23 protein-coding genes, 1 pseudogene and 1 riboswitch are annotated in these 22,422 nt (G+C 39.2%); of the genes and pseudogenes, 3 read left to right on the top strand and 21 right to left on the bottom strand.

Features of this window, described 5'->3' with window-relative positions; all coding sequences use genetic code 11:
- Positions 1 to 66 precede the first annotated feature (66 nt).
- Entirely contained in the window at positions 67 to 672 is a 606-nt protein-coding gene (locus tag RN80_RS02285; protein WP_049543233.1) for a response regulator transcription factor, read from the bottom strand.
- Positions 650 to 2,410 (bottom strand): sensor histidine kinase, encoded by a 1,761-nt coding sequence (locus RN80_RS02280; protein WP_060627347.1) that lies wholly within the window; start codon positions 2,408 to 2,410, stop codon positions 650 to 652. The genes RN80_RS02285 and RN80_RS02280 overlap by 23 nt, the downstream gene beginning before the upstream one ends.
- 129 nt (positions 2,411 to 2,539) lie before the next feature.
- On the opposite strand from RN80_RS02280, the pseudogene RN80_RS02275 reads away from it, so the two are divergent.
- A pseudogene (locus RN80_RS02275) lies at positions 2,540 to 2,767 on the top strand (tRNA dihydrouridine synthase DusB); the annotation flags it as partial.
- A gap of 55 nt (positions 2,768 to 2,822) precedes the next feature.
- Here the strand turns inward: RN80_RS02275 and RN80_RS02270 are convergent.
- The gene (locus RN80_RS02270; protein ID WP_060627346.1) at positions 2,823 to 3,509 is read right to left on the bottom strand and encodes a YoaK family protein; all 687 of its coding nucleotides are present in this window, start codon (positions 3,507 to 3,509) and stop codon (positions 2,823 to 2,825) included.
- A gap of 126 nt (positions 3,510 to 3,635) precedes the next feature.
- Entirely contained in the window at positions 3,636 to 4,328 is a 693-nt protein-coding gene (locus RN80_RS02265; RefSeq protein ID WP_060627345.1) for a hypothetical protein, read from the bottom strand.
- Between the two features lie 278 nt (positions 4,329 to 4,606).
- Here RN80_RS02265 and RN80_RS02260 point away from each other — a divergent pair, with 278 nt between their 5' ends.
- Positions 4,607 to 4,837 (top strand): hypothetical protein, encoded by a 231-nt coding sequence (locus RN80_RS02260; RefSeq protein WP_049543241.1) that lies wholly within the window; start codon positions 4,607 to 4,609, stop codon positions 4,835 to 4,837.
- A gap of 67 nt (positions 4,838 to 4,904) precedes the next feature.
- Here the strand turns inward: RN80_RS02260 and RN80_RS02255 are convergent, their stop codons facing one another.
- The 17 genes from RN80_RS02255 to RN80_RS02175 all read right to left on the bottom strand — a co-directional run bounded on the left by RN80_RS02255 (position 4,905) and on the right by RN80_RS02175 (position 21,726).
- Positions 4,905 to 5,678: an NUDIX domain-containing protein gene (locus RN80_RS02255; RefSeq protein ID WP_060627344.1), complete on the bottom strand. Its 774-nt coding sequence runs from the start codon at positions 5,676 to 5,678 to the stop codon at positions 4,905 to 4,907.
- A 1-nt stretch (position 5,679) separates the two neighbouring features.
- Positions 5,680 to 6,459, bottom strand: coding sequence for a nicotinamide riboside transporter PnuC (gene pnuC, locus RN80_RS02250; RefSeq protein ID WP_060627343.1), 780 nt, complete (start codon positions 6,457 to 6,459; stop codon positions 5,680 to 5,682).
- 9 nt (positions 6,460 to 6,468) lie between these two features.
- Positions 6,469 to 7,509, bottom strand: a complete 1,041-nt coding sequence (locus RN80_RS02245; protein ID WP_060627342.1) for an AAA family ATPase — start codon at positions 7,507 to 7,509, stop codon at positions 6,469 to 6,471.
- A 162-nt stretch (positions 7,510 to 7,671) separates the two neighbouring features.
- Positions 7,672 to 10,104 (bottom strand): ATP-dependent Clp protease ATP-binding subunit, encoded by a 2,433-nt coding sequence (locus RN80_RS02240; RefSeq protein ID WP_060627341.1) that lies wholly within the window; start codon positions 10,102 to 10,104, stop codon positions 7,672 to 7,674.
- Between the two features lies 1 nt (position 10,105).
- Entirely contained in the window at positions 10,106 to 10,564 is a 459-nt protein-coding gene (locus tag RN80_RS02235; RefSeq protein ID WP_001211265.1) for a CtsR family transcriptional regulator, read from the bottom strand.
- Between the two features lie 118 nt (positions 10,565 to 10,682).
- Positions 10,683 to 11,411, bottom strand: coding sequence for an ABC transporter ATP-binding protein (locus RN80_RS02230; RefSeq protein ID WP_060627340.1), 729 nt, complete (start codon positions 11,409 to 11,411; stop codon positions 10,683 to 10,685).
- Positions 11,411 to 12,418: an ABC transporter substrate-binding protein gene (locus RN80_RS02225; RefSeq protein ID WP_060627339.1), complete on the bottom strand. Its 1,008-nt coding sequence runs from the start codon at positions 12,416 to 12,418 to the stop codon at positions 11,411 to 11,413. The genes RN80_RS02230 and RN80_RS02225 overlap by 1 nt, the downstream gene beginning before the upstream one ends.
- A 38-nt stretch (positions 12,419 to 12,456) precedes the next feature.
- Positions 12,457 to 13,215 (bottom strand): ABC transporter permease, encoded by a 759-nt coding sequence (locus RN80_RS02220; protein WP_161970147.1) that lies wholly within the window; start codon positions 13,213 to 13,215, stop codon positions 12,457 to 12,459.
- Positions 13,178 to 13,468 (bottom strand): thiamine-binding protein, encoded by a 291-nt coding sequence (locus RN80_RS02215; RefSeq protein WP_045612468.1) that lies wholly within the window; start codon positions 13,466 to 13,468, stop codon positions 13,178 to 13,180. Before RN80_RS02215 ends, RN80_RS02220 begins: the two co-directional genes overlap by 38 nt.
- Positions 13,469 to 13,536: 68 nt before the next feature.
- Positions 13,537 to 13,639, bottom strand: a riboswitch (TPP riboswitch).
- 80 nt (positions 13,640 to 13,719) lie between these two features.
- A complete protein-coding gene (gene cbpD / locus RN80_RS02210) occupies positions 13,720 to 14,829 on the bottom strand; it encodes a choline binding-anchored murein hydrolase CbpD (protein WP_060627338.1) in 1,110 nt (369 codons plus the stop codon).
- A gap of 89 nt (positions 14,830 to 14,918) precedes the next feature.
- Complete coding sequence (locus tag RN80_RS02205; protein WP_001278169.1) at positions 14,919 to 15,185, bottom strand: Veg family protein; 267 nt, start codon at positions 15,183 to 15,185, stop codon at positions 14,919 to 14,921.
- Position 15,186: 1 nt separating this feature from the next.
- Positions 15,187 to 16,539: a replicative DNA helicase gene (gene dnaB / locus RN80_RS02200; protein WP_060627337.1), complete on the bottom strand. Its 1,353-nt coding sequence runs from the start codon at positions 16,537 to 16,539 to the stop codon at positions 15,187 to 15,189.
- A 43-nt stretch (positions 16,540 to 16,582) separates the two neighbouring features.
- Positions 16,583 to 17,035, bottom strand: a complete 453-nt coding sequence (rplI, locus tag RN80_RS02195) for a 50S ribosomal protein L9 (RefSeq protein ID WP_060627336.1) — start codon at positions 17,033 to 17,035, stop codon at positions 16,583 to 16,585.
- Entirely contained in the window at positions 17,032 to 19,005 is a 1,974-nt protein-coding gene (locus RN80_RS02190) for a DHH family phosphoesterase (protein ID WP_000715142.1), read from the bottom strand. Before RN80_RS02190 ends, rplI begins: the two co-directional genes overlap by 4 nt.
- Before the next feature lie 135 nt (positions 19,006 to 19,140).
- The gene (gene hpf / locus RN80_RS02185) at positions 19,141 to 19,689 is read right to left on the bottom strand and encodes a ribosome hibernation-promoting factor, HPF/YfiA family (protein ID WP_004255322.1); all 549 of its coding nucleotides are present in this window, start codon (positions 19,687 to 19,689) and stop codon (positions 19,141 to 19,143) included.
- A 79-nt stretch (positions 19,690 to 19,768) separates the two neighbouring features.
- The gene (locus RN80_RS02180) at positions 19,769 to 20,431 is read right to left on the bottom strand and encodes a ComF family protein (protein ID WP_045612472.1); all 663 of its coding nucleotides are present in this window, start codon (positions 20,429 to 20,431) and stop codon (positions 19,769 to 19,771) included.
- Positions 20,428 to 21,726, bottom strand: a complete 1,299-nt coding sequence (locus RN80_RS02175; protein ID WP_045612473.1) for an ATP-dependent helicase ComFA — start codon at positions 21,724 to 21,726, stop codon at positions 20,428 to 20,430. The genes RN80_RS02180 and RN80_RS02175 overlap by 4 nt, the downstream gene beginning before the upstream one ends.
- Before the next feature lie 56 nt (positions 21,727 to 21,782).
- Here RN80_RS02175 and RN80_RS02170 point away from each other — a divergent pair, with 56 nt between their 5' ends.
- On the top strand, positions 21,783 to 22,418 hold the full coding sequence (locus RN80_RS02170) for a YigZ family protein (RefSeq protein ID WP_060627335.1): 636 nt from the start codon (positions 21,783 to 21,785) through the stop codon (positions 22,416 to 22,418).
- Positions 22,419 to 22,422 lie beyond the last annotated feature (4 nt).

Below are 22,422 nucleotides of genomic sequence, written 5' to 3'. Positions count from 1 at the left end.
TTAAACAAAAAAAGACAAGAAAGAATCCGTAATTTACGAAAACCTTCTTGCCTTTTTAGGATAAAATTATAAAGACACTAGATTTAATCGAATAGCCTCACGTACAGCTCCAACTCTACTCGTCACTCCCAACTTTGAACAAATATTTGAAACATGGGTATCTACTGTTCTCCTGCTGACAAATAAACTATTTGCTATCTTTTCATTAGAATATTCTTTTACAATAAGTTCCAATACACTTAACTCCGTATCTGTCAATAGATTATTTTCTTGCTTTTCTAACAAACCATCTGGGATAACATGATTGCCCTTATAAACAGCATAAATTGCACTTTTAACATCCAAATAAGAACTTTCTTTGGGTAAAAAAGCTTGAATCCCAAAGTCCATCGCTCTCTTATGTAACAAAGTGTCATAAAATCCTGATAAAAGAACTATCTTGGGAACTGTATTCAGAAATCTATTTATTTGACTAATAACATCAAATGCCGTTACTCCTTTCAGCATAAAATCCATAACTAGCACATCTACCTTTTCATGCTTGAGACAAAGAAATAAATCTGCTACTTCTGTATAGGAACCAACAATTTTAAAGTCATCTTCCTTTAAAAAATAGTTCTCCAATCCTTGTAATACTAAACTGTGATCATCAATCAAAACCAAACGAATCATTTTTCTTCCCTTCTATAGGTATTCGTATCTTCACACTTGTAGGTTCTATATTTATCTGAACAGTTCCCCCCAATAAATGAACCTTCTCTACAATTCTATTTAAACCAAAATGATATTCATTAGACTGATAGTTTCCCTTAAAAATACCATCATCTATAACTACAATTGATAAAATCTTTTCTTTTGTAGATAAATCTACAGCAATTTCTCTAGCATTCCCATGAAGAATACTATTATTTACTAGTTCTTTAACTGTCCTTAATATAAACGTGCCCACTTTATCATTAACTTTTTCTTCATCTATTGAAAAAGTTGTCATAATCGAAACAGTTTCCATCTTCATGAATTGGTTTAATATGCTAGTAATAGATTCTTTCAGCCCTAATTCATGCACCATTAAGGGATAGATATTGGAACATAAATCTCTTAATTCAAAGACAATATCATCCAACATCTCTAATAAAGCTACCCTATTAATTTGTTCACTAATTTCTAACTGCTTTTTATAATAAATAACCTTCTGAATTGTAGTATCATGTATAAACGTTGCAATTTCTTCCCTCTCCAATTCAGTAGCTACAAAAGTATGAAAACTACTAAAGATTCCCTCCATTTTATGACTAATCAACATCATTTTTCTTATTTCAGGTAACAAAGCTAGCGAAAAAAGAAAAGTGTAAAGAACGAAAAAAATTGGAGAAAATTCTCTTAATAACAGACTAAAAAGAATAATTAAACTAGTAAAAAAAACGGCAAATATCAAGTTATATATGAACGGGTTCCACTTCCAAGCAACATATATCATTCGCTCTAGTATCAAGTTATTTACAATAGAGAACAAAATAAGCAACAATAGAGGAATACTATAAATAAACGAAACTTCCTTACCAATCGGAAAAATATATCCAAAAAATAGAGGAAATAAGGCAAGAACTGCTAAAAATAAGGTATGAATTGGCAACATTTCTCTTATCTGAGAGTAACTTATAAGCATCTTTAACAGCAGGATAACTAAAAAGAAAAATACTAAATAAAATACCCCCCTAGAAAAAAAGATAGTCAAAAAATCAATGGGCTGTATAAGATTATAAACAAACAAAAGTTGAGTGATGAGTGAATAGCCCAGTATAATACGAGAAAAGTTAGAAATGGTTGAACCTTTTATCTTCAGGACTAACACTCTAATGAAAATATCCATGAATAATGGAAATAAAGTCAAGTATGAAATTAATAGACTACGACCAAATACATCTCCTATACTTGATGGAATAATCGATAATAACATCAGACTAGTATAAATAATAAAATAAAAATATCGTTTTCCAGTTTTTCCTCTACTTCTCCCTTTTATGTATAAGCGAAATAACAGTAGAATCAGAAAAGCAATGATTGATAAAACAAGAAAGATAATTTGGCTTGATTTCCCAGATTCTATTATTAAATTCTTTGAAATTCCTCTATCTAACACTGTCACAGAATGAAGCGGTTCAACAATTAAAAATCGAGATAATAAGAAATTACTATCTGGACTCTGACCGTCTATTTGTATAATTGATGACCCTATTATCTCTTGATGATTTGCAAAGCTTCCCAGATTATGGACTTGTCTAACTATCCACTCATTATCATGTTTATCTACGGTGATTCCACTGTACGTTCGGTTAAATATTGAAAACGAAAAATAAAAAAAGAAAATAAATAACAAAACAAAATAAAATCGAAACATTTTTGACTTCATTGTTTGCAACACTCCACATTTCACTTGATATTGATGTTTATTCTACCATTTTTTCATTCAATAAAACAGGTTTTATAGTTAAATTTATTCTTTTTTCTTTCGAAATATAACTGATACAATCTTCTAGTAGGTAAAATCCTACCTGATTTGACCTTTGAAGATAAGATGAAAATCGCCTACGAACACTTGAAACGCTTGATTAACCTCAAAGGAGAAAACGTCGCAGTTCGTGAATTCCGTGGACTCGCTCCTCACTACCTTCGTGGAACATCTGGTGCAGCTAAACTCCGTGGAGCCATTTCACAAGCTAGCACTTTGGCAGAAATTGAAGCCCTCTTGCAATTGGAGAAAGCATAGTCTCACATCTACAACTCACAAAAACGGCAAAGCTCAAAAAGAATCTTGCCGTTTTTTATATGTTTTCATCTTGTAAATCTAATTGCTTCACTCTAGCTATATAGTAGGACATAATCAAAAACAAGTTGATACTGATAATCCAAACAGACCATTCATGAAGAAAATGCATCAATACAGCCAAGCTGATTGCCCCCACTATGAAACTTCCCACAACAATCCCATAATTTAAGGCTTGACGACGGTATTCTTGGATATTTCCTTCTCTTCTAGCAATGCGATACAAAGCGGTCAACATCTTTCGGTAATTTCCAGACGTCATAAAAATGACATAGGGATGATCTTCAATCAAGCTACCTGTAAATGTTAGCATCATCATTCCTGTTCCAAAAGCGATGAAAGGAACTTCTAATAGAGGAAATCGTGAAAAGAAAGGCAAAATAAGTGTCCCAATAAATAAAGGAAGCAACATCTTAACCCGCCAGTAGGCCGTTTTGCGGTATTCTTTCATGTGTAGGGCAAACAGAAATCCTAGAGAAAAGAAGATAATTGAGCAGAATCGTAGCATCGTATTAATAACATTTGAGTCATGCCAATCAGATATAAGTAGGAGAATATTCCCTGTCTGTGTCGCTACCAAACTATGGTATTGAATATGGCAAAACACATCCAAAGAACCACCTACAAATCCAAGAAATACTCCCATCAGTCGTGTGTTTTGAGGTAAGATTAATTTGTCCGCCATGTATTATCACTCGTTTTCCTTTGATTTTTTTATTATACCACTTTCTCTTGGAGAAACTAAGTGAAAAACAGTTGGCTCACTCTTTTACAGCACGATTTCTAGTAAAAGTTAAAGCACCAAATTTTATTATTGACTCAAAGCAACACTGGAAACCTTACCATCCGCTCCTGTTGTAATTTGGATGACTTTTCCTCCACCAATTTTGGCATTATACTTACCATCATCAAGAGTATAAGAATAGCCTTTGATAGAGTAATTTTCTTTCTTTCCATCTGCAGATTCTACTGTAAATTGACCACCTGATGAAACTGTGATGGTTTCGCCATTGGCTCCCTTCCAATTGCCCGCTGCAGCTGAGAAATCACCATCTACCATGGTTAAAACACCCTTGTAGCGTTTATTTTGCTCTGCTTGCTTGTCTTGAAGTTTGCGGTCAGTTGTAGGATCATAGCTTGATTGGTTAGACTGGGCTTGAGGAGCTTGTTGAGTTGAAGGAGTCTGAGCAGGAGTTTGTTGACTAGCCGCCTGTTGATTAGCCACTTCTTGACCTTGTCTTTGTTCTGGTGCCGCTTGTGATGGCGTTGCAGTTGCTGAAGATTGATCAGTAGACGCCTTGGCCTTTTCAAATGAAGCTGAACTTGAGGATTTCTGAGTCTTGCTTTCTTTGCTAGCAGAAGCTGCTTTAGAACTTGAGGATTGGCTTGTCTTAGCAGAACTGCTTGCTTGAGTTGTTTCCTTTTTATTTCCACAAGCTCCTAATAGCAAGGTTGAAGCCAATACAGTTGCTGTCATAAATTTGATATAGGTTTTCTTTTTCATTTTTCTACTCCTTTGTAATGTTTTAGAAATATAAAGAAATCTTTTTGTAATATAATTGTAACACTGGGATTTAAATATGTCAACAATTTATCTAAACTATTTTAAAAATCTTAAATACTTTAGATACATTTACTCCTCCTACTCTTCTATTCGTAATAAAACGGAAAAGCAGGAGATTTTCCTATTAAAAATTTGAATTTATTTTTGTGTAATCGCTTGCACCTTTAAGTGCAAAGGAATATAATAACATTGAAATAGAATATAGGAGGTGCACTCTTATGCTAAATAAGTATTATAAGTATCTTCCTTGGTTGATTTTGGGAGCAATTGGCTCTTATCAATCAGCCGCTTACTATGCGCAAACTGCATTTGATGTGTTTTATCTGACTACAATCTTTTTGATTGTTTATATCGCCTTGTTATTTTTACATGAGAACTATCTCAAGTATCGATACAAAGACTTCTTTACTCACATGTTGAGCAATTCTAAGAAAGATGGCCATCCCTAAAACAGTCGCAACAGCAAATCAAACTAATAAAGGCAAATAAAGAGGTCGGGAAAAGTTCCCGACCTCTTTATTTCAATCGATAGGTTTTTCTTGGTTTCTTTTTAGGCACTCGTTTGAGTCCAACTTCTTCTACATATTCTCCGTATTTTACGAGAAAGTTATTGCTGACGATTGGACGACCGGGGTTGATAAGATTGACCAGTTCAGTTCCTTCGTAGACAGTGAACTCCTCCTCCAGAAGATAAAGGAAGGTCGGATTCCAGTCGAGACGGCCTTGGATTCGTTTGATGGATTCTTGGATAATGGCATAATGATCAAAAGCGAAGGCTTGCTCCTCCAGCTCCACTCCCTCTAGATAGCATTTGCCTGTCTGAAAATCAACATCTACGAAAACGATATCCTTGGCATCATCTCCTGCCTGAACAAGGTCTAATGCACGACTAGGCAAATAAACCAAGTGGGCAATGGTCACTGTCCAGCCCCGTGGGTCACGGCCGGGAATCGATACGGTCATCAATTGCTCAATTTTTTCCAAAGGAAGATCGAGATTGACTTCTTCTCTCACCTCACGCTGACAGGCATGCGCAGCATCTTCGCCCTTGTCCATAAATCCTCCAACTAGCGCTAAACAATTTTGATATGGATGAGCCTTGCGACGAATTAATAAGAGTTTGATCTTTCCTTCGACAAAGCAGTAGGCTACCATATCCACCGTCACACTTGGTTTTTCGTATTGAGGGAGTTCCTGCTTGTAGTACCAGTCTAAAAACTCTTCCTGACTTGCATGGATTTCAAAATATTCTCTCTCTGTCATCCCTTCTGGAATCATCGTGTCCGCCATTTTATGCCTCCTTACGAACTGCCTTGGTCCATTGGTACCAACCTACTAGACTATTGAGTGTGTAAACCCAGTACATCCCTTGGATGTGGATGTTTTCACCCCACCAGAGGTAAATACTAAAGAGATTAGTTGCAATCCAGAAAATCCATTGCTCACGGTAGAGACGTGTCATCAAGAGCTGACCGACACCATTGGTCGCATCGGTAACACTATCGCGGAAAGGGCGAGCACTATGGATACTTTGGTAAGCTAAGCCCATACCAATCCAAATGATAGCAGTCAAGGCCAAGTACTTGAGCCAGTCAAGCACAGATAATTTCTTAGCTTCAAAATGAGATTCTTCTACTTTTCCTTGGTCATTGATACGGTTGGACAGCCAAGCATAGAGACCAATCGGCTGCATGACAAAGAAGTAAACTGTCGTCAAAACTTCGCCATAAAAAGTCGCATTCATGGCCAAAACCAAATAGATAGCTGAGTTAATAGCCCCAAAAAGATAGTTGCTTGCACGACCTTCTGCCACCAAGATAACACAGACAATCCCAGTCCAAGATGCAAACAAGCTAAGCCAGTCATGACTTTCCGTATTTTGCGTGAATTCCAAGATCAAGGGAACACTTGACAAGGCAATGAGATACAACCACTGGAAAAGACTGCGACCGACAAAGAGATCTTTCCATAGCAAGCGCATGATTCCTGCAAAACCAATTTTACGAGCTTCTGCATGGACATTTTTAAAGTTTTCGATAAATTGTGTGATTTTTTTAGTTAGTTTTTTCATATTTTTCTCCTAATCTGCTTGGTAAATAGCATCAATAGCCACTTTTGCTGCTTCATAATTGCCTAGGTAATCTTCAGCTAGATAAACTAGTGGAATGGTGGTTAAATATCGCTCTCTCATCTGGTCCAAATGCTGGGAAAAACTATGACGAATATGGTCTTCTGCCATAGTCATATCTCTAAATCCGTCATTGACATAGGAACCGACAGGTTGCACAAAGAGAATCAAGTCCCATTTCTCCTTAGCCAAGATTGAGGCAAAGAGATTATCAAAAGTCTCTCCTGATAAATCCCCTTGGTCCTCAGTCTCCATATAATAATCATAGTAGCCCTTGGTTACTAAGGAGTTGGTGTCTGCTATCACCAGTCCCCTATTGGCATTGCTATCAATTAACTTAGAGGTCTGGTCATACTGCCCCAACAGGAGATAATAGTAATCTTTTGGAGTCAATTCATCGTCGCGGACATTGTTTTTGATCTGGTACTCACGTGCGTATTCCAAACTAACTGGTGCATCGTAATACCTAGCCAAATCCTTAGCCAGAGTGGTCTTCCCATTGCTAGCACTTCCCATAATCAACACTTTCTTTGTAAACTGACGTCGGAAGGGTTGAGCAATATATTTCCAATATTTGCTTGGATTTTCTCGAATCATAGTCGCTGAGATACCAAACTTTCTTTCTTGCAAGACTGTCTCAAAGCCACGATTAGACAATTCTTGCTGATAGTCTGCTTCTCCTACAAAGAAGATGAGTTCCTGCTGGGTTTCATCATAGGAAATCTCCGCTAACATCTGGTCCAACCACTCCTGCCAGCCTATAGGATAACGGGGAAGGTTAGTCTCATCCAGCTTGCAGACAGAGGTTAACTCGTCATCCCGAAAAGCCTCTCGGATATAGCGAAATCGTTTTTGAAGCGTTAAGCCTACCTGCTCCCCTCGGTCTCCCTCGTAGCCTGAAACGACTACCCAGACCTGGTCACACTGACGTTTCGCTCGCTGGATCAGATCGATATGGCCTTGATGAAGCGGAGCAAAGGTTCCAAATACCACTGCTGTTTTCTTTTCATAAACGCATCACCTTTTTATATTTTTTGATATTTTTATTATCTATGTTTTTATTATAAACTATATTTTTGTTTTGTCAATAGTTTTTTATCATTTTTTATAAAAAGATTGCAAAAAAAGAATCAAGATTGCTCCTGATTCTCTTTTTTATGCAATATCAAATTTTAACTGGCCTGCTTTGACACCAATCTTAAGTGTACTACCTGCCACTAATTCTCCCTTGAGAAGAAGTTCTGCCAACTTATCCTCCACTTCTGTTTGCAGGGTTCTGCGAAGTGGACGAGCTCCCATCTCTGGGTCATATCCTTGATTTGCCAACAATTTCAGTGCTGAAGTTTGTAATTTCAAGTCAATACCTTTTTCAGCCAAACTTGCCACTAAAGGTTTAACCATAATCTTCACTACTTCCTGCATATGGTCGCTAGACAAGCTATGGAAGACCACCTTTTCATCAATACGGTTGATGAATTCCGGTCTATAAGCCTTTTTCAGCTCTTCAAACATGCGTTTTTCCATATTTTCCTGGTCAAAACGAATATCCTTAGCCCCAAAGCCGACTGTTTTATCATCACGAAGGGCTGTCGCACCCAAGTTTGACGTCATGATAATAATGGTGTTTGAGAAGTCAACCTTGCGACCTTTACTATCTGTCAAGACACCATCATCCAAGACCTGCAAGAGAACATTAAAGATGTCTGGATGGGCCTTCTCTACCTCGTCAAAGAGGAGAACAGAGTATGGTTTGTTGCGAACCTTCTCGGTCAGCTCCCCACCTTCTTCGTAACCCACATAGCCTGGAGGAGCTCCGTTGAGACGACTGGCTGCAAATTTCTCCATATACTCACTCATATCAAAGCGGATAAGGGCTGATTCGTCATCAAAGAGAACTTCTGCCAAAGCCTTGGCTAATTCGGTCTTACCGACACCTGTAGGCCCTAGGAACATAAAGGAACCAATCGGACGCTTGTGACTGCGAATCCCTGACTGGTTGCGGCGAATGGCACGGCTAATGCTTGAAACAGCTTGATCTTGACCGATGACACGTTTATGGAGTTCTGTTTCCAAGTTCAAGTATTTCTTAGCATCTGTTTGTGTCAATTTTTGAACAGGGATACCTGACAAACGACTCAAGGTGGTCAAAATATCAGACTCTGTCACCAAGTCTTTATAGACAGGCACTTCCTCTTCTTTAGCAATTAGTTGAGTAGCTTGTTTCCACTTACCATCCATTAAGGCCTTGTCAGCTGGACTCAAACCTGAATCGTCTGATTTTACATGCTTTACCTTATTTTGCACTGTTGCTGCCGCCTCATCTAAGAGATCGATAGCAGAGTCTGGCAAGTGACGACTAGTCAAGTAACGATGGGCCATCTTGACAGCTGTTTCAACCGCTTCATCTGTGATTTGCACACGATGGTGCTTCTCATAAGTCGCCTTCAAACCTTGCAAAATGATCATGCTGTCTGCAACACTTGGCTCTTCAATCGTCACTTTCGCGAAACGACGAGAAAGGGCCGCATCTTTTTCGATATGTTTTTGATATTCTTCCTGAGTAGTCGCACCAACCGTTCTCAAAGTTCCACGCGCCAAGGCTGGTTTCAAGATATTGGCCGCATCCAGAGTTGAGTCAATTCCACTACCAGAACCCATGATGGTGTGGAGTTCATCGATAAAGAGGATTACTTGGCCATCTTCTTCAATATCCTTGATGATATTATTCATGCGCTCTTCAAAGTCACCACGGAAGCGTGTCCCTGCAACGACATTCATCAAATCAAGCTCTAACACGCGCATCTTAGCCATTTCCGCAGGTACATCACCACTAGCAATACGCTGGGCAAGACCAAGCGCCAGAGCAGTTTTCCCGACACCAGCATCCCCAACCAAGACAGGATTGTTCTTGGTCTTACGACTCAAAATTTGAATCATACGCGAGATTTCCTTGTCCCGACCGATGACTGGTTCTAACTTGCCAGAACGCGCTTGCTCTGTCAAATCATGCGTATAGTCCTCGAGACCTCCGCTCGGAGTCTGGGGCATACCCATCATATTAGCCATAGAATTTTGCTTGTCAGCTACTGTACGATGGCGTTGGCGTAGAGCCTTGAGGTCTTCACGAGTCCAACCTGCTCGTTCTTCTAGATTTCGACGTAGGGCAGCAATCTTGACCTGATCTTTCTTGTCTTCATAAGAAAAACCAGCTCTCTCCAAGATACGAGTCGCCAAGGCATTGCCATCATGCAAAATCGCATAGAGGACATGCTCTGTCCCTAGCACCTTAGCATGGACCACTGACGCTACATACTCTGCTTCGTCAAAAAGGACCTGCAAACGATGAGAAAACGGCAATTCCGTAAAGGTTTCATCCTGGCTATAGTCCGTTTCAGTCAGTTCCAAAGCGACCTCTTCTAAACGGTCCATCTCATATGGATAATCATTTAAAGTCGCCCCTGCCACACTATAACTGTGATTAGACATGGCAATCAACAAGTGCCAAGACTCTAGGTAACGAGCTCCAAAATGGCCAGCCACCATGTAGGCACTTTCGATACATTCATTCAATGCTTTTGAATAGTTCATCTTACTTCCCTTTTCTATCTACCTCTTGTATGACCTGTCGTAGCATGTTTGCACGAACAACTGGAGCTTCTTCTCCTAGAACGCGATCTAAAGCTACTGCCACCAGCAAATTCATCTCCTGCTTGGTCATCAATTCCTGCTCAACCAAAAGCTGCAGAATATCCTCATAAATTTCTTGACTGACCCGCTCACCAATCGAGTAAAGCAAATCGCGGAGCATTTCATGATGACTAGAAAACTCAATCCGTCCTATGCGAATGTAGCCTCCGCCACCACGCTTACTTTCAACCAAGTAACCTCTACTTTCCGTAAAGCGTGTCTTGATCACATAGTTAATCTGACTAGGAACAACCTGAAAAGTATCTGCCAACTGACTCCGTTGCAACTCCACAATTCCAGATTGATCTAAAATCGCCTTGATGTAGGCCTCAATATGATCCGATGTATTTTTAAATCTCATTACAAACCCACCTCTCTCTTTAAACCTTGACTATCTTTGACTATTATACCGAAATTTTCTCATTTTTAAAAGAAAAAGGGCGCTGGTAAAGGATAATCTTCACCAACTCCCTATTTTTTTACTTATCTAAGCCTAATTCTACCAAAATTTGACGTTTATAGGCAATCTTTTGGACTTCTTTGTCCTCATCTTCAGACCAATCTAGTTTAATTTCTGAAACAATCTGCCCAGGGCGATTTTTCAAGATATAGATGCGATCGCTGAGACTGAGGGCCTCCTCGATACTATGCGTGATGATCAAGGTTGTTAACTGCAACTGCTTGTGAATCTCAAGATACCAAACGTGGAGTTCCATCTTGGTCATCTCATCCAAGGCGCTGAAGGCCTCGTCTAAGAGAAAGAGTTTGTGCCCGAAAAGGTAGGTTCGGAGCAAGGCTACACGCTGGCGCATCCCACCACTGAGTTCATGAGGGTATTTATCTCTTACAGCTGTCAACTGGAAGGTCGCAAGAATTTCATCTGCGCGAGCAATAGCTTCTGCCTTATCCACCTTTTGAATCAAGAGGGGCAGAATGATATTACCAAGCACCGTCTTGTGTTCCAAGAGCAGATCCTTTTGCAACATATAACTCACGCGCCCCTTGGGATTTTCTTCACCATCAAGGACAATTCTCCCTGACTGAATTTCTAAAATCCCCGCAATTAAGTTGAAAAGCGTAGTCTTACCAACACCACTTGGGCCTAAGATAGAAACCACTTCTCCTGAAGTCACCTGCAAGTTAATGTCCTCTAAAATCCTCTCCTGACCATAGGCATAACTGACGTGTTCTAGTCTAATTTCTGTCATTATTTCACAAATTCGTTGGTGAAGCCTTTGTCTGTCAAGTCTTCTTTAAGGATACCATTTTCTTTATCCCATTTGTAGAAGGCATTCCAGCGAGCTGCATCAAATTGCCCCCATTTTTCCTTGTCGCTTGCGTATTCTTTTGACAAGTATTTTTGAGATTCGATGACAAAGTCACGTTTTTCCTTGAGTTCAGGTGCATTTTTGATGAGGATATCAGCTGCTTCTTCTGGATGCTCCATGGCATATTGGTAGCCTTTTTTGATAGCTTGGATGACTTTACGAGCTTCTTCTTTATTGTCTTTAAGGTAGTCGTTGTTTGCGATGATAACTGGTGAGTAGTAGTCAAACTCCTTGACGTAGTCTTTCAAGTACATGAAGTTAGCCTCTACACCTTGAGATTTAGCAAGGATACCATCCCAACCGTAGTAGATCCAAGCAGTGTCAAAGACTCCATTAGCAATCGGTGTGATAGAGTTTGAGTCGTTATTTGGTACTTTTTCAACCTTCTCAAAATCTCCACCTTGAGATTCTACCAAAGTTTTCAACATAGCAAGTTCAGTTGGGTCATTCCAAGTTCCGTATTTCTTACCAACCAAGTCTTTTGGACTGCTTACATTGTCAGATTTACGAGAAATGATTCCTGATGTATTGTGTTCTACAATAGCTGCAACGGCAGTAATTCCTGCTCCTTTTTCCAATTTTTTAGCCATATAGTCTTGGAAATAGACTGCAAATGGTGCCTTACCGTTAATAACCAAGTCAGAAGAACTTTCTTCTGGTGGCAATTTCAAATCAACATCCACTCCAGCTTCTTTGAAATAACCTTTTTCCTTGGCAACATAAAGCCCTGTGTGGTTAGTATTTGGTGTCCAGTCTAGGATAAAGTCAATCTTCTTAAGTTCTGCCTCTTTGTTGTCTTTAGAAGCAGTTCCTTGACCACAGGCCACAAGCACAACAGCTACAAGAGCTGTTAAAACAGTTAAAAACACTTTCCATGTTTTTTTCATTTTGATTTCCTCTTTTCTTTTTCAGAAACATTCTTATTCTACGAACGTTTCCATTTAATAACATATTTTTCACTGACATCAACCAGTTTCATACCAAGAAGGCTGATAATCGATACCAGAATAATAATAGCAAACATGGTATCATACTGAAACAGTTTCTTGGACTGAATCATATAAACACCAAGACCCTCAAAGCCTCCCAGCCACTCAGATACCACTGTTGTGATGAAGGCGTAGGAGACACTGACCCTCAGACCTGCATAAAAGTAAGGTAGGCTGACTGGGATTTTAAAATGCCACAGGATTTGCCAAGGTTTGGCCCGCATCAGACTAAACAAGGTCAGCATATCCTTGTCACAATGCCTAAAACCGTCCAAAATGCTGACGATGATAGGAAAGGTTGTCGTTAAGATAATCAAGACAATCTTGGGCAAAATCCCATAACCGAGCCACAAGACCAGGATAGGAGCTATGGCAATGGTCGGAATGGTCTGAACAACCACCATCATAGGGTAAATCAGATCGTTAAGCCAAGTCAAACTGTCCATGAGCACAGCCATGAGACAGGCAATCAAGACTCCTAGAACCAACCCCAGCAAAGCCACTCTCAAGGTCGCCCAGCTATGGTGCCAGAGAAATTCTCTATCACGCACAAAGGCCTGGAGAATTTCAAGAGGTGTCGGCAGGATAAACTTGGGGAGAAGTTTAAGAAAACCTGCTAGCTGCCAGATTGACAAGACCCCTAGAAAGCCCAATAGACTAATGTGTCGTCTCAGTATACTTTTCAAGTTTCTCATCAATACTTAAAATCTCTCCTACATTTATTTTGACATTAGCAAAGACATTATCTGCCTCCTGCCCTGCCACCTCTAGCGCTTCTTTGAGAATGCGCATAAGCTCATCAAACTCCCCTTCCAAGACCGTTTCAAATGGTGTCACCACCATAGTCACTTCTTGAGCTTTCAGATAAGCAATGACTTGATCGATAACAGCAATCCGATCAATTCCCTGTGATAGGGGTAAAACTTGCAAGGCAATGCTTGCTTTCATAAGAACCTCCTCTTCTCGTTTTCCTTTGACAACAAGAAAAACCTTTACCATATATGGAAAAGGTCAATAATAGACTAAGTATCGTTCCCTACGCTGGCATTACCCAGATCAGGTGCGGTCGAAGTTTAACACTTCCTCTCAGACTGTACACAGACTCCCATATATTATATGGACATATGATAGCGTAAAACAAAAAAATGTCAAGGAAACTGCTTACAGAAAAGAGTAGGAAATTTTCCTACTCCCATTTTCTATACTCGTACTCCATCACTATTTACTCTGTAGCCATCCACTGTCGTATTGACAGCTAAGGCGCCTGAAGAGTAAGAATAATACCACTTACCAGAGACTTGATACCACCCCGTTTTCATTGCCCCTGAACTATCTAAATAATACCACAGACCATTTTCCTTTAACCAGCCTGTCTGCATTTCACCAGATGATTTCAAATAATACCAACTAGATCCGTCTTTCAGCCAACCCGTTGATTTAGACCCATTTGATTTGAAATGATACCAACTACCATTTATTTTCTTCCAACCAATAGTCAATCCATTATTGGATCCATAGTTAGAACTATTCCCTGATTGATTCTGTGAAGAGGTTACTCCCTCTAGCTGGATATAGCGACGACTTCCGTTATAAGCCGTATAACTCAACCACTTGTATCCATCTTTTTCGAGAATTTGATCATAATGAACATTCTCCCCAGGATAATAGTAATCAATCGCAGTTGCGCTAGCTAGAGGCTGATTTTTGATAGCAGCCTTAGTCTTAAAATAATGTGTTCCTCCTGTTGAAGCTGAGGATTGACTATTCCCAACACTGCCACCAGCTAAATCTTTAAAATGAATAAACCCCGTCATAGTATTTGCCTTCACGATGCGCTTGTTGTAAGATTCCCTTATTCCATAATTGTATTCTTCAATCTCAATCTCATCTCCTATTACATTTGACACCCAAGCAACATGACCATAAGTTCCTGCAGTAGACCAAGCAATAGAGCCAATCGTTGGTGTATTATCGACACGATAACCTTCACGACGAGCACGATAGCCCCATTCATTCGCATTCCCATAAGCAGCCGGAATCTCAAAACCATTGACATTACTCAAACGAAAGGCTGCAAAAGAAGTACACTGACGAGAATACATGCGCCACTTATCAATCTCCTGGCTCCCATTTTTATAATGAGCAGGATAATCATCCCCACGCGCAATCGATCCATTTCCTCCGGAATAGGCATATACACTATTACCCGCTGCTAACATCAATCCTACTACTAAAAAGGGAACAACCTTTTTAGCTGATTTTCTGAAAGAAAATCTTGTCTCTGCTACTTTAAATGGTGAAATTTTCATTCTTCCTCCTTGAAAAATAATATAAATCGAAGATTACCTTCACTTAAACTATTCGGAGAAAAAAAGAAAAAGTGAGAAAATTTCTCACTTTAGTCAAGATAATGAATCAAATTCTTTTCTGTAAGGATATCTGAGTAAGTAAAGGATTCAACGTAAACATTAGCTTGTTTATCTCCTTCAACGTTTCCAAATTCAACGATAAATAGGGATGGATAAACCTCAATTAGCTTACCCAATCTATTTTTTTGGCGCTTACGACCATTCTCCAAAGTCATTTCTACGACTTGACCCTCATGTGCCTTGATTTCTTCTTTGATTTTTTTCATCTTGGCTACATCTGTAAATGCATCTGACATCTTATGCCTCCCTCTTTGAGATACTTGAAAATTTATTGTATTCTTTTTGGAAAATTAATTCCACCGTTCCACGAGCTCCACTACGGTTTTTCTCGATAATAACTTCTACCTTATTATTCGGCATTCCTTCCTCTTCTTCACCACCACGCTCATAGTAATCGTCGCGATAAAGAAAGGCTACAATATCAGCGTCCTGCTCAATAGACCCAGATTCACGAATATCAGACAAGACCGGTCTCTTATCCTGACGTTGTTCTACACCACGAGAAAGCTGACTTAGAGCGATTACTGGAACCTTCAGTTCCTTAGCTAAAATTTTCAACTGACGTGAAATTTCTGAAACCTCTTGTTGACGATTTTCCCGACCAGTTCCCGTGATAAGCTGCAAATAGTCTATTAAAATCAAGCCAAGATTTCCAGTTTCTTGAGCCAGTTTACGAGAACGAGAACGAATCTCTGTAATCCGAATCCCTGGCGTATCATCGATATAGATACTTGCATTAGCTAGATTTCCTTGAGCAATGGTATATTTTTGCCACTCCTCATCAGTCAATTGACCCGTACGGATAGAATGCGATTCTACCAAACCTTCTGCCGCTAACATACGGTCCACTAGACTTTCCGCACCCATTTCCAGTGAAAAAATAGCAACTGTTTTGTCCAACTTAGTCCCAATATTCTGAGCAATATTCAAGGCAAAGGCTGTCTTACCAACAGCTGGACGGGCTGCTAGGATAATCAACTCCTCCTCATGAAGTCCAGTCGTCATATGATCCAAGTCACGATAGCCTGTCGCAATACCTGTAATATCGGTCGTTTGTTGCGAGCGAGCTTCCAGATTTCCGAAGTTGATATTCAACACATCTCGAATGTTCTTAAATCCACTTCGATTTGCATTTTCGCTGACATCAATCAGGCCTTTTTCTGCCTGAGCAATGATTTCATCAGCTGGTTGCGAAGCCTCGTAAGCTTGATTGACAGACTCTGTCAACTTGGAGATTAATCGACGTAGCATGGCCTTCTCTGCAACAATCTTAGCATAATACTCCGCATTAGCAGAAGTTGGCACAGAATTGACAATCTCAACCAAGTAAGACAGGCCACCAATATTCTGTAAATCACCTTGATTATCAAGAATGGTACGAACCGTTGTTGCATCTATAGCATCGCCACGATCGGATAAGTCGACCATAGCTTGGAAAATCAAACGATGGGCATACTTAAAAAAGTCCCTAGACTCAATATATTCTCGCACAAAAACAAGCTTACTCTCGTCAATAAAGATAGCCCCTAAAACGGATTGCTCAGCTAAGATATCTTGAGGTTGTACTCGTAACTCTTCTACTTCTGCCATCAGACTTCCCTTCCTTTTACAATCTTGTCAAGAAAGTGTAAATTTACCCTTCTTTCACACGAAGATTGATTACACTTGTAATATCTTGATAGATTTTCACTGGTACATCAATCAAACCAACTGCTCGAATCGGAGCTTGTACTTGGATATGACGTTTATCAATCTTAATTCCAAATTGCTTTTGCAATTCTTCTGCAATTTTCTTATTGGTAATGGAACCAAAGGTACGACCATCTGGACCAACTTTTTCAACAAATTCTACAATAGTTTCCTCTGCTTCTAGTTGAGCTTTAATTGCTTTTGCTTCTGCAATCATCTCAGCATGAGCTTTTTCTTCAGATTTTTGTTTACCACGAAGTTCACCTACAGCTTGAGCAGTCGCTTCTTTGGCTAGACTCTTTTTGATAAGAAAGTTTTGCGCATACCCTGTTGGTACTTCCTTAATTTCGCCTTTTTTACCTTTTCCTTTAACATCTGCTAAAAAGATTACTTTCATTCTTCTTTCTCCTTTTCCTTTATTTCATTTAATACAATTTCTGTCAGTTTTTCCCCTGCTTCTGACAAGGTTGAATCCTTAATTTGAGCTGCTGCCAAATTAAAGTGGCCTCCACCTCCCAGCTCTTCCATAATCCGTTGTACATTCAGCTTACTACGACTGCGAGCTGAGATAGAGATAAATCCTTGTGTATTCTTCGCAAGAACAAAACTCGCTTCAATACCTGACATAGCTAACATGGCATCTGCTGCCTTACTAATAACAACTGTATCATAGCATTTCGAGTCCTTAGCCTCTGCTATTAGTACATCTGAACCTAATTTACGCCCCTGTAAAATCAGTTCATTGACCTCACGATATTCTTCAAAATCTGTCGCAGCAATTTCTTGGATAGCAATACTATCACTTCCTCTCGTTCTGAGATAGCTAGCAACATCAAATGTCCGACTAGTCACTCGTGAGGTGAAATTTTTAGTATCCAACATCATACCAGCCATCAAGACACTTGCTTGCATACGACTCAAACGATTTTTCTTAGAATTCTGGAACTGAATCAATTCCGTTACCAACTCACTGGCACTACTTGCACCACTTTCGATATAAGTAATAACCGCATTATCTGGAAAATCCTGATCCCGTCTGTGGTGGTCGATGACGATGGTTTGGGTAAATAAATCATAAAAAGCTTTTGATAAAGTTAAGGCTGTCTTTGAATGGTCTACAAGAATCAACAAAGAACGATTGGTCACCATCCCCATTGCATCCTTAACAGACAACAACTTCGTAACTCCTTCTTTTTCTAAGAATGAAACAGCTCGTTCAATATCCGGAGACATCTGATTTTCATCATAAAGAGCATAACTATTTTCTGTCACATTACTAGCAAATAACTGCATACCTACAGCAGAACCCAAAGCATCCATATCAAGATTTTTGTGACCAACTACAAAAACCTGATCTACACTTCTAATTTTATCTGAAATAGCTGTCATCATAGCGCGCGTACGTGTCCTTGTACGCTTGATTGACGCCGCAGATCCACCACCAAAATAAACGGGATTTTTCGTTTCGTCATTCTCCTTGACAACCACCTGGTCGCCACCACGTACTTCAGCCAAGTTTAAGTTGAGCAATGCAACTTTCCCTATCTCATCATGATTTCCATCACCATAAGAAAAGCCCATACTTAAGGTCAATGGCAACTGTCTCTGTTTCGACTCTTCTCTGAAAGAATCAATAACAGAAAATTTATCGTTCATCAATCCCTCAAGCACCGTGTAGTCCGTAAATAGATAAAAGCGATCCATACTTACTCGACGGGAGAACATGGCATGTTTACCAGCAAATTCTGAAACAAAATTGGCTACAAAACTATTGATATGACTGATATCAGACTCCGATGTTTCATCTTCTAAATCATCATAGTTGTCAACGGAAACGACCCCAATCACAGGTCGACTCGTTACTAACTCAACAGTCGCTTCGTATTCTCCAGACACATCAAAGAAGTAAAGAACTCCAGACACCTTGTCCATATGAACCGAATAGCGGGTCTCACCCAAGGTAGCATAAGAACCTGGATTTCCTACCGATGCCTTGATAATTGTTTGAATTAATGCAACATCAATCTCGCCCACTTCATTAGTCAAAATCAATTCAGCATAAGGATTAAACCATTCAACTTCACCTGACGACAAGTCTAATTTAATAACTCCGACAGGCATCTGTTCTAACAAGGTTGTCAAACTTTCTTCAGCTTGGTGGTTTACATACTGGATTTGTTCTACTTCACTCTTTGAGTAGTAGTCTCTCTGATGGATGAATAATAAACTATATGAACCCAAAATAAGTAGCAAAAGAAATAGCGTTACCAGTGTATTCGTTACAAAAACAAGTTGCACAGATAGCACTCCGAACGCCACTATTCCTAATATTAAGGGGAAAATAGGACTTACATAAAATTTTTTCATTCCAAACCTCTTGGCACCCATTATACCATAATAACCACCAAAAAGCGACTTTTTAAAGGTGTAATCAGTAATTCTATCAATTATAAGAAAAAGGAGGTTTACAATTCAGTAAACCTTCCTTTACACATATTGAAATTAAGATTCTTTAACTTCTAACAAACCAATTTCGCCATCCTCACGACGATAAATCACATTGGTTGTCTGATCTTCAACATCCACATAGATAAAAAAATCATGTCCCAACAAATCCATCTGTAGAATAGCTTCTTCCAAATCCATTGGTTTTAAATCAATTTGTTTTGAACGAACCACTCTAGATTGGACAACATTTGTATCTTCCACCAAAGCATCTGTAAATAATTGACTAGTTGCTACCTTGTTTTTATTTTTACGCTCGATTTTTGTTTTATTTTTACGAATCTGACGTTCAATTTTATCAGTTACAAGGTCAATTGAACCATACATATCTTGAGACACATCTTCTGCACGAAGAGTAATTGAGCCAAGCGGAATCGTCACCTCCACTTTAGCCGTTTTTTCACGATACACCTTCAAGTTAACTCGAGCATCCAACTCTTGTTCAGCTTGAAAATACTTTTCGATCTTTTCGAGTTTAGAAACTACATAATCACGAATTGCTTCTGTTACTTCTAGGTTTTCACCACGGATACTATATTTAATCATATGAGTACCTTCTTTCTAAACATTTTTGTTTTTCTGATTTCATTATAACGCTTTCATTTTAGTTTTGCAAATTTTTTCCTCATCTTACAAGGGAAAATGTTTTTACATCTTCAGCACCAGCCTCTTCCAACAGTTTCTTCACACGATTTATAGTTGTTCCAGTAGTGTAAATGTCATCTATAAGTAGGATTTTTTTAGGAATAGTGACTCCCCTTTTAATAAAGAAAGGAAGTTCTGTCCCCAAGCGTTCTGAACGATTTTTAGAAGAACTGGCCCGCTCTTCTCTCTTCTCTAGTAAGTCTTGAAAAGAGAACCCTGCTGCTTCAACTAAACCTTCAACCTGGTTAAATCCCCTCTCAAGTAATCTTTCAGGACTTAGGGGAATTACGACAAATTGATACTCTTTGTACTTTTTCAACTCCTCACTTAAAAATGAAGCAAAAACTTTTCTTAAAAGGAAGTCTCCATCAAACTTATACCGACTGAAAAAATCCTTCATAGCTTGATTGTAAGTAAAAATCCCTCTATGACTGACTTCAATTCCTTCTTTACACCAAAATTGACAATCTTGACACTTTGTTGACAATCCTGTTTTCATACAGTTTGGACAGTACTCTTCTCCAATTTTCTCAAAAGTAGAATCACAATCTAAACAAAGACATGAGACATCATTCCTCAGAAGTAAGAGACTACTAAAAGTTAAAACAGCCTTCATAGTCTGCCCGCACAATAAGCACCTCATAGACCCGCTTCCTTATTCATCTGCTGAATTTCCTTAATTGCCTTCTTGATTGAAGTATTTAACCCATCATGGAAGAAAAGCAAATCTCCTGTCGGTCTGTCCATACTCCGACCGACACGTCCTCCAATCTGTATTAAACTAGACTTGGTAAAAAGACGATGATTGGCCTCTACTACAAAAACATCCACACAAGGGAAGGTAACTCCACGCTCCAATATTGTCGTACTGATAAGTATTGTCAGTTCTCCATCTCGAAAAGCTTGTACCTGTTCTAATCTATCTTCTGTTACAGAAGATACAAAGCCAATTTTCTCATTTGGAAATTGCTCCTGTAAGATTTCTTTTAACTGCTCCCCTTTCTTAATTTCTGAAGCAAAAATGAGTAACGGATAAGCTGTCTTTCTCTGCTTCTCAATATAGGACTTTAACTTTGGTGACAACCGATTTTTCTCTAAACAGTGATTAAAATCGGATAACCAGACAGGTTTAGGAATAATCAACGGATTTCCATGAAATCGTCTTGGCAAACTCAATCGTTTTAGTTCTCCTATGCGAACCTTTCTATCTAACTCATCAGTCGAAGTCGCTGTTAAAAAGATTCTCAGTCCATTCTCCTTTACACTATTCTTGACAGCATGGTAAAGCTTGGGATTGTCAACATAAGGAAAGGCATCTACTTCATCCACTATCAGCAAATCAAAAGCTTGATAAAACTTCAATAACTGATGGGTCGTCGCAACAACTAGTGGTGTTCGAAAATACGGCTCTGATTCTCCGTGTAGTAAAGATATCTCGCAAGCAAAATCATCTTGCAGGCGCTTGTACAGCTCCAAACAAACATCTATGCGAGGACTAGCCAAGCATACTGCACCACCCGCATTGATCACTTTAGCTACTACTTGATAAATCATTTCTGTCTTTCCAGCTCCTGTTACAGCGTGAACCAAGGTTGGTTCCTGCTTGTCTACAGCTTGAATTAGTCCCTCTGACACCTTCTCTTGAAAAGGAGTTAATTGACCGCGCCATTTGAGAATATCTTGCTTCGCAAAATCCTCCTGCGGAAAATAGTATAAAGCTTGATCACTCCTGACTCGCTTCATCAGTAAACACTCCCTACAATAATAAGCACCGATGGGCAAATACCATTCATCTAAAATAGCACTATCACAACGTTGACAGAAAAGTTTCCCTTTCTCCTTTCTCATTGCTGGAAGTTTCTCCGCCAACTGACGTTCCTCTTTTGTTAATTCATTCTCAGTAAACAAACGACCGAGATAATTTGGATTTACTTTCATACTTCTTTATTCGTAAAAACCTAGCGCTTTAGATGATTTTTTAGTACAATTAAATCATGGAATTTAGAACAATTAAAGAGGACGGTCAAGTCCAAGAAGAAATCAAAAAATCACGCTTTATCTGTCATGCCAAGCGTGTTTATAGCGAAGAAGAGGCTCGAGACTTTATTACTACCATCAAAAAAAAACACTACAAAGCTACGCATAACTGCTCTGCCTTCATTATTGGGGAACGTAGTGAAATCAAACGTACAAGTGATGATGGTGAGCCCAGTGGGACTGCTGGCGTTCCCATGCTTGGGGTACTAGAAAATCACAACCTCACCAATGTCTGTGTGGTCGTGACACGCTACTTTGGTGGTATAAAACTAGGCGCTGGAGGACTGATTCGTGCTTACGCCGGCAGTGTTGCCTTAGCCGTCAAAGAAATTGGCATCATTGAAATAAAGGAACAGGCGGGCATTGCTATTCAAATGTCTTACGCTCAGTATCAAGAGTACAGTAACTTCCTTAAAGAACATAATCTCATGGAACTGGATACAAACTTTACAGATCAAGTCGATACGATGATTTATGTTGATAAAGAAGAAAAAGAAAATATTAAAGCTGCACTGGTGGAGTTTTTTAATGGAAAAGTTACTTTAACTGATCAAGGTTTACGAGAAGTTGAAGTTCCTGTAAATTTAGTGTAAACAA

The organism is Streptococcus mitis, from assembly GCF_001281025.1.
Classification (GTDB): domain Bacteria; phylum Bacillota; class Bacilli; order Lactobacillales; family Streptococcaceae; genus Streptococcus; species Streptococcus mitis_AK.
The sequence above is the reverse complement of the archived record's forward strand: the minus strand, read 5'-3'. Positions and strand labels throughout refer to the sequence as shown.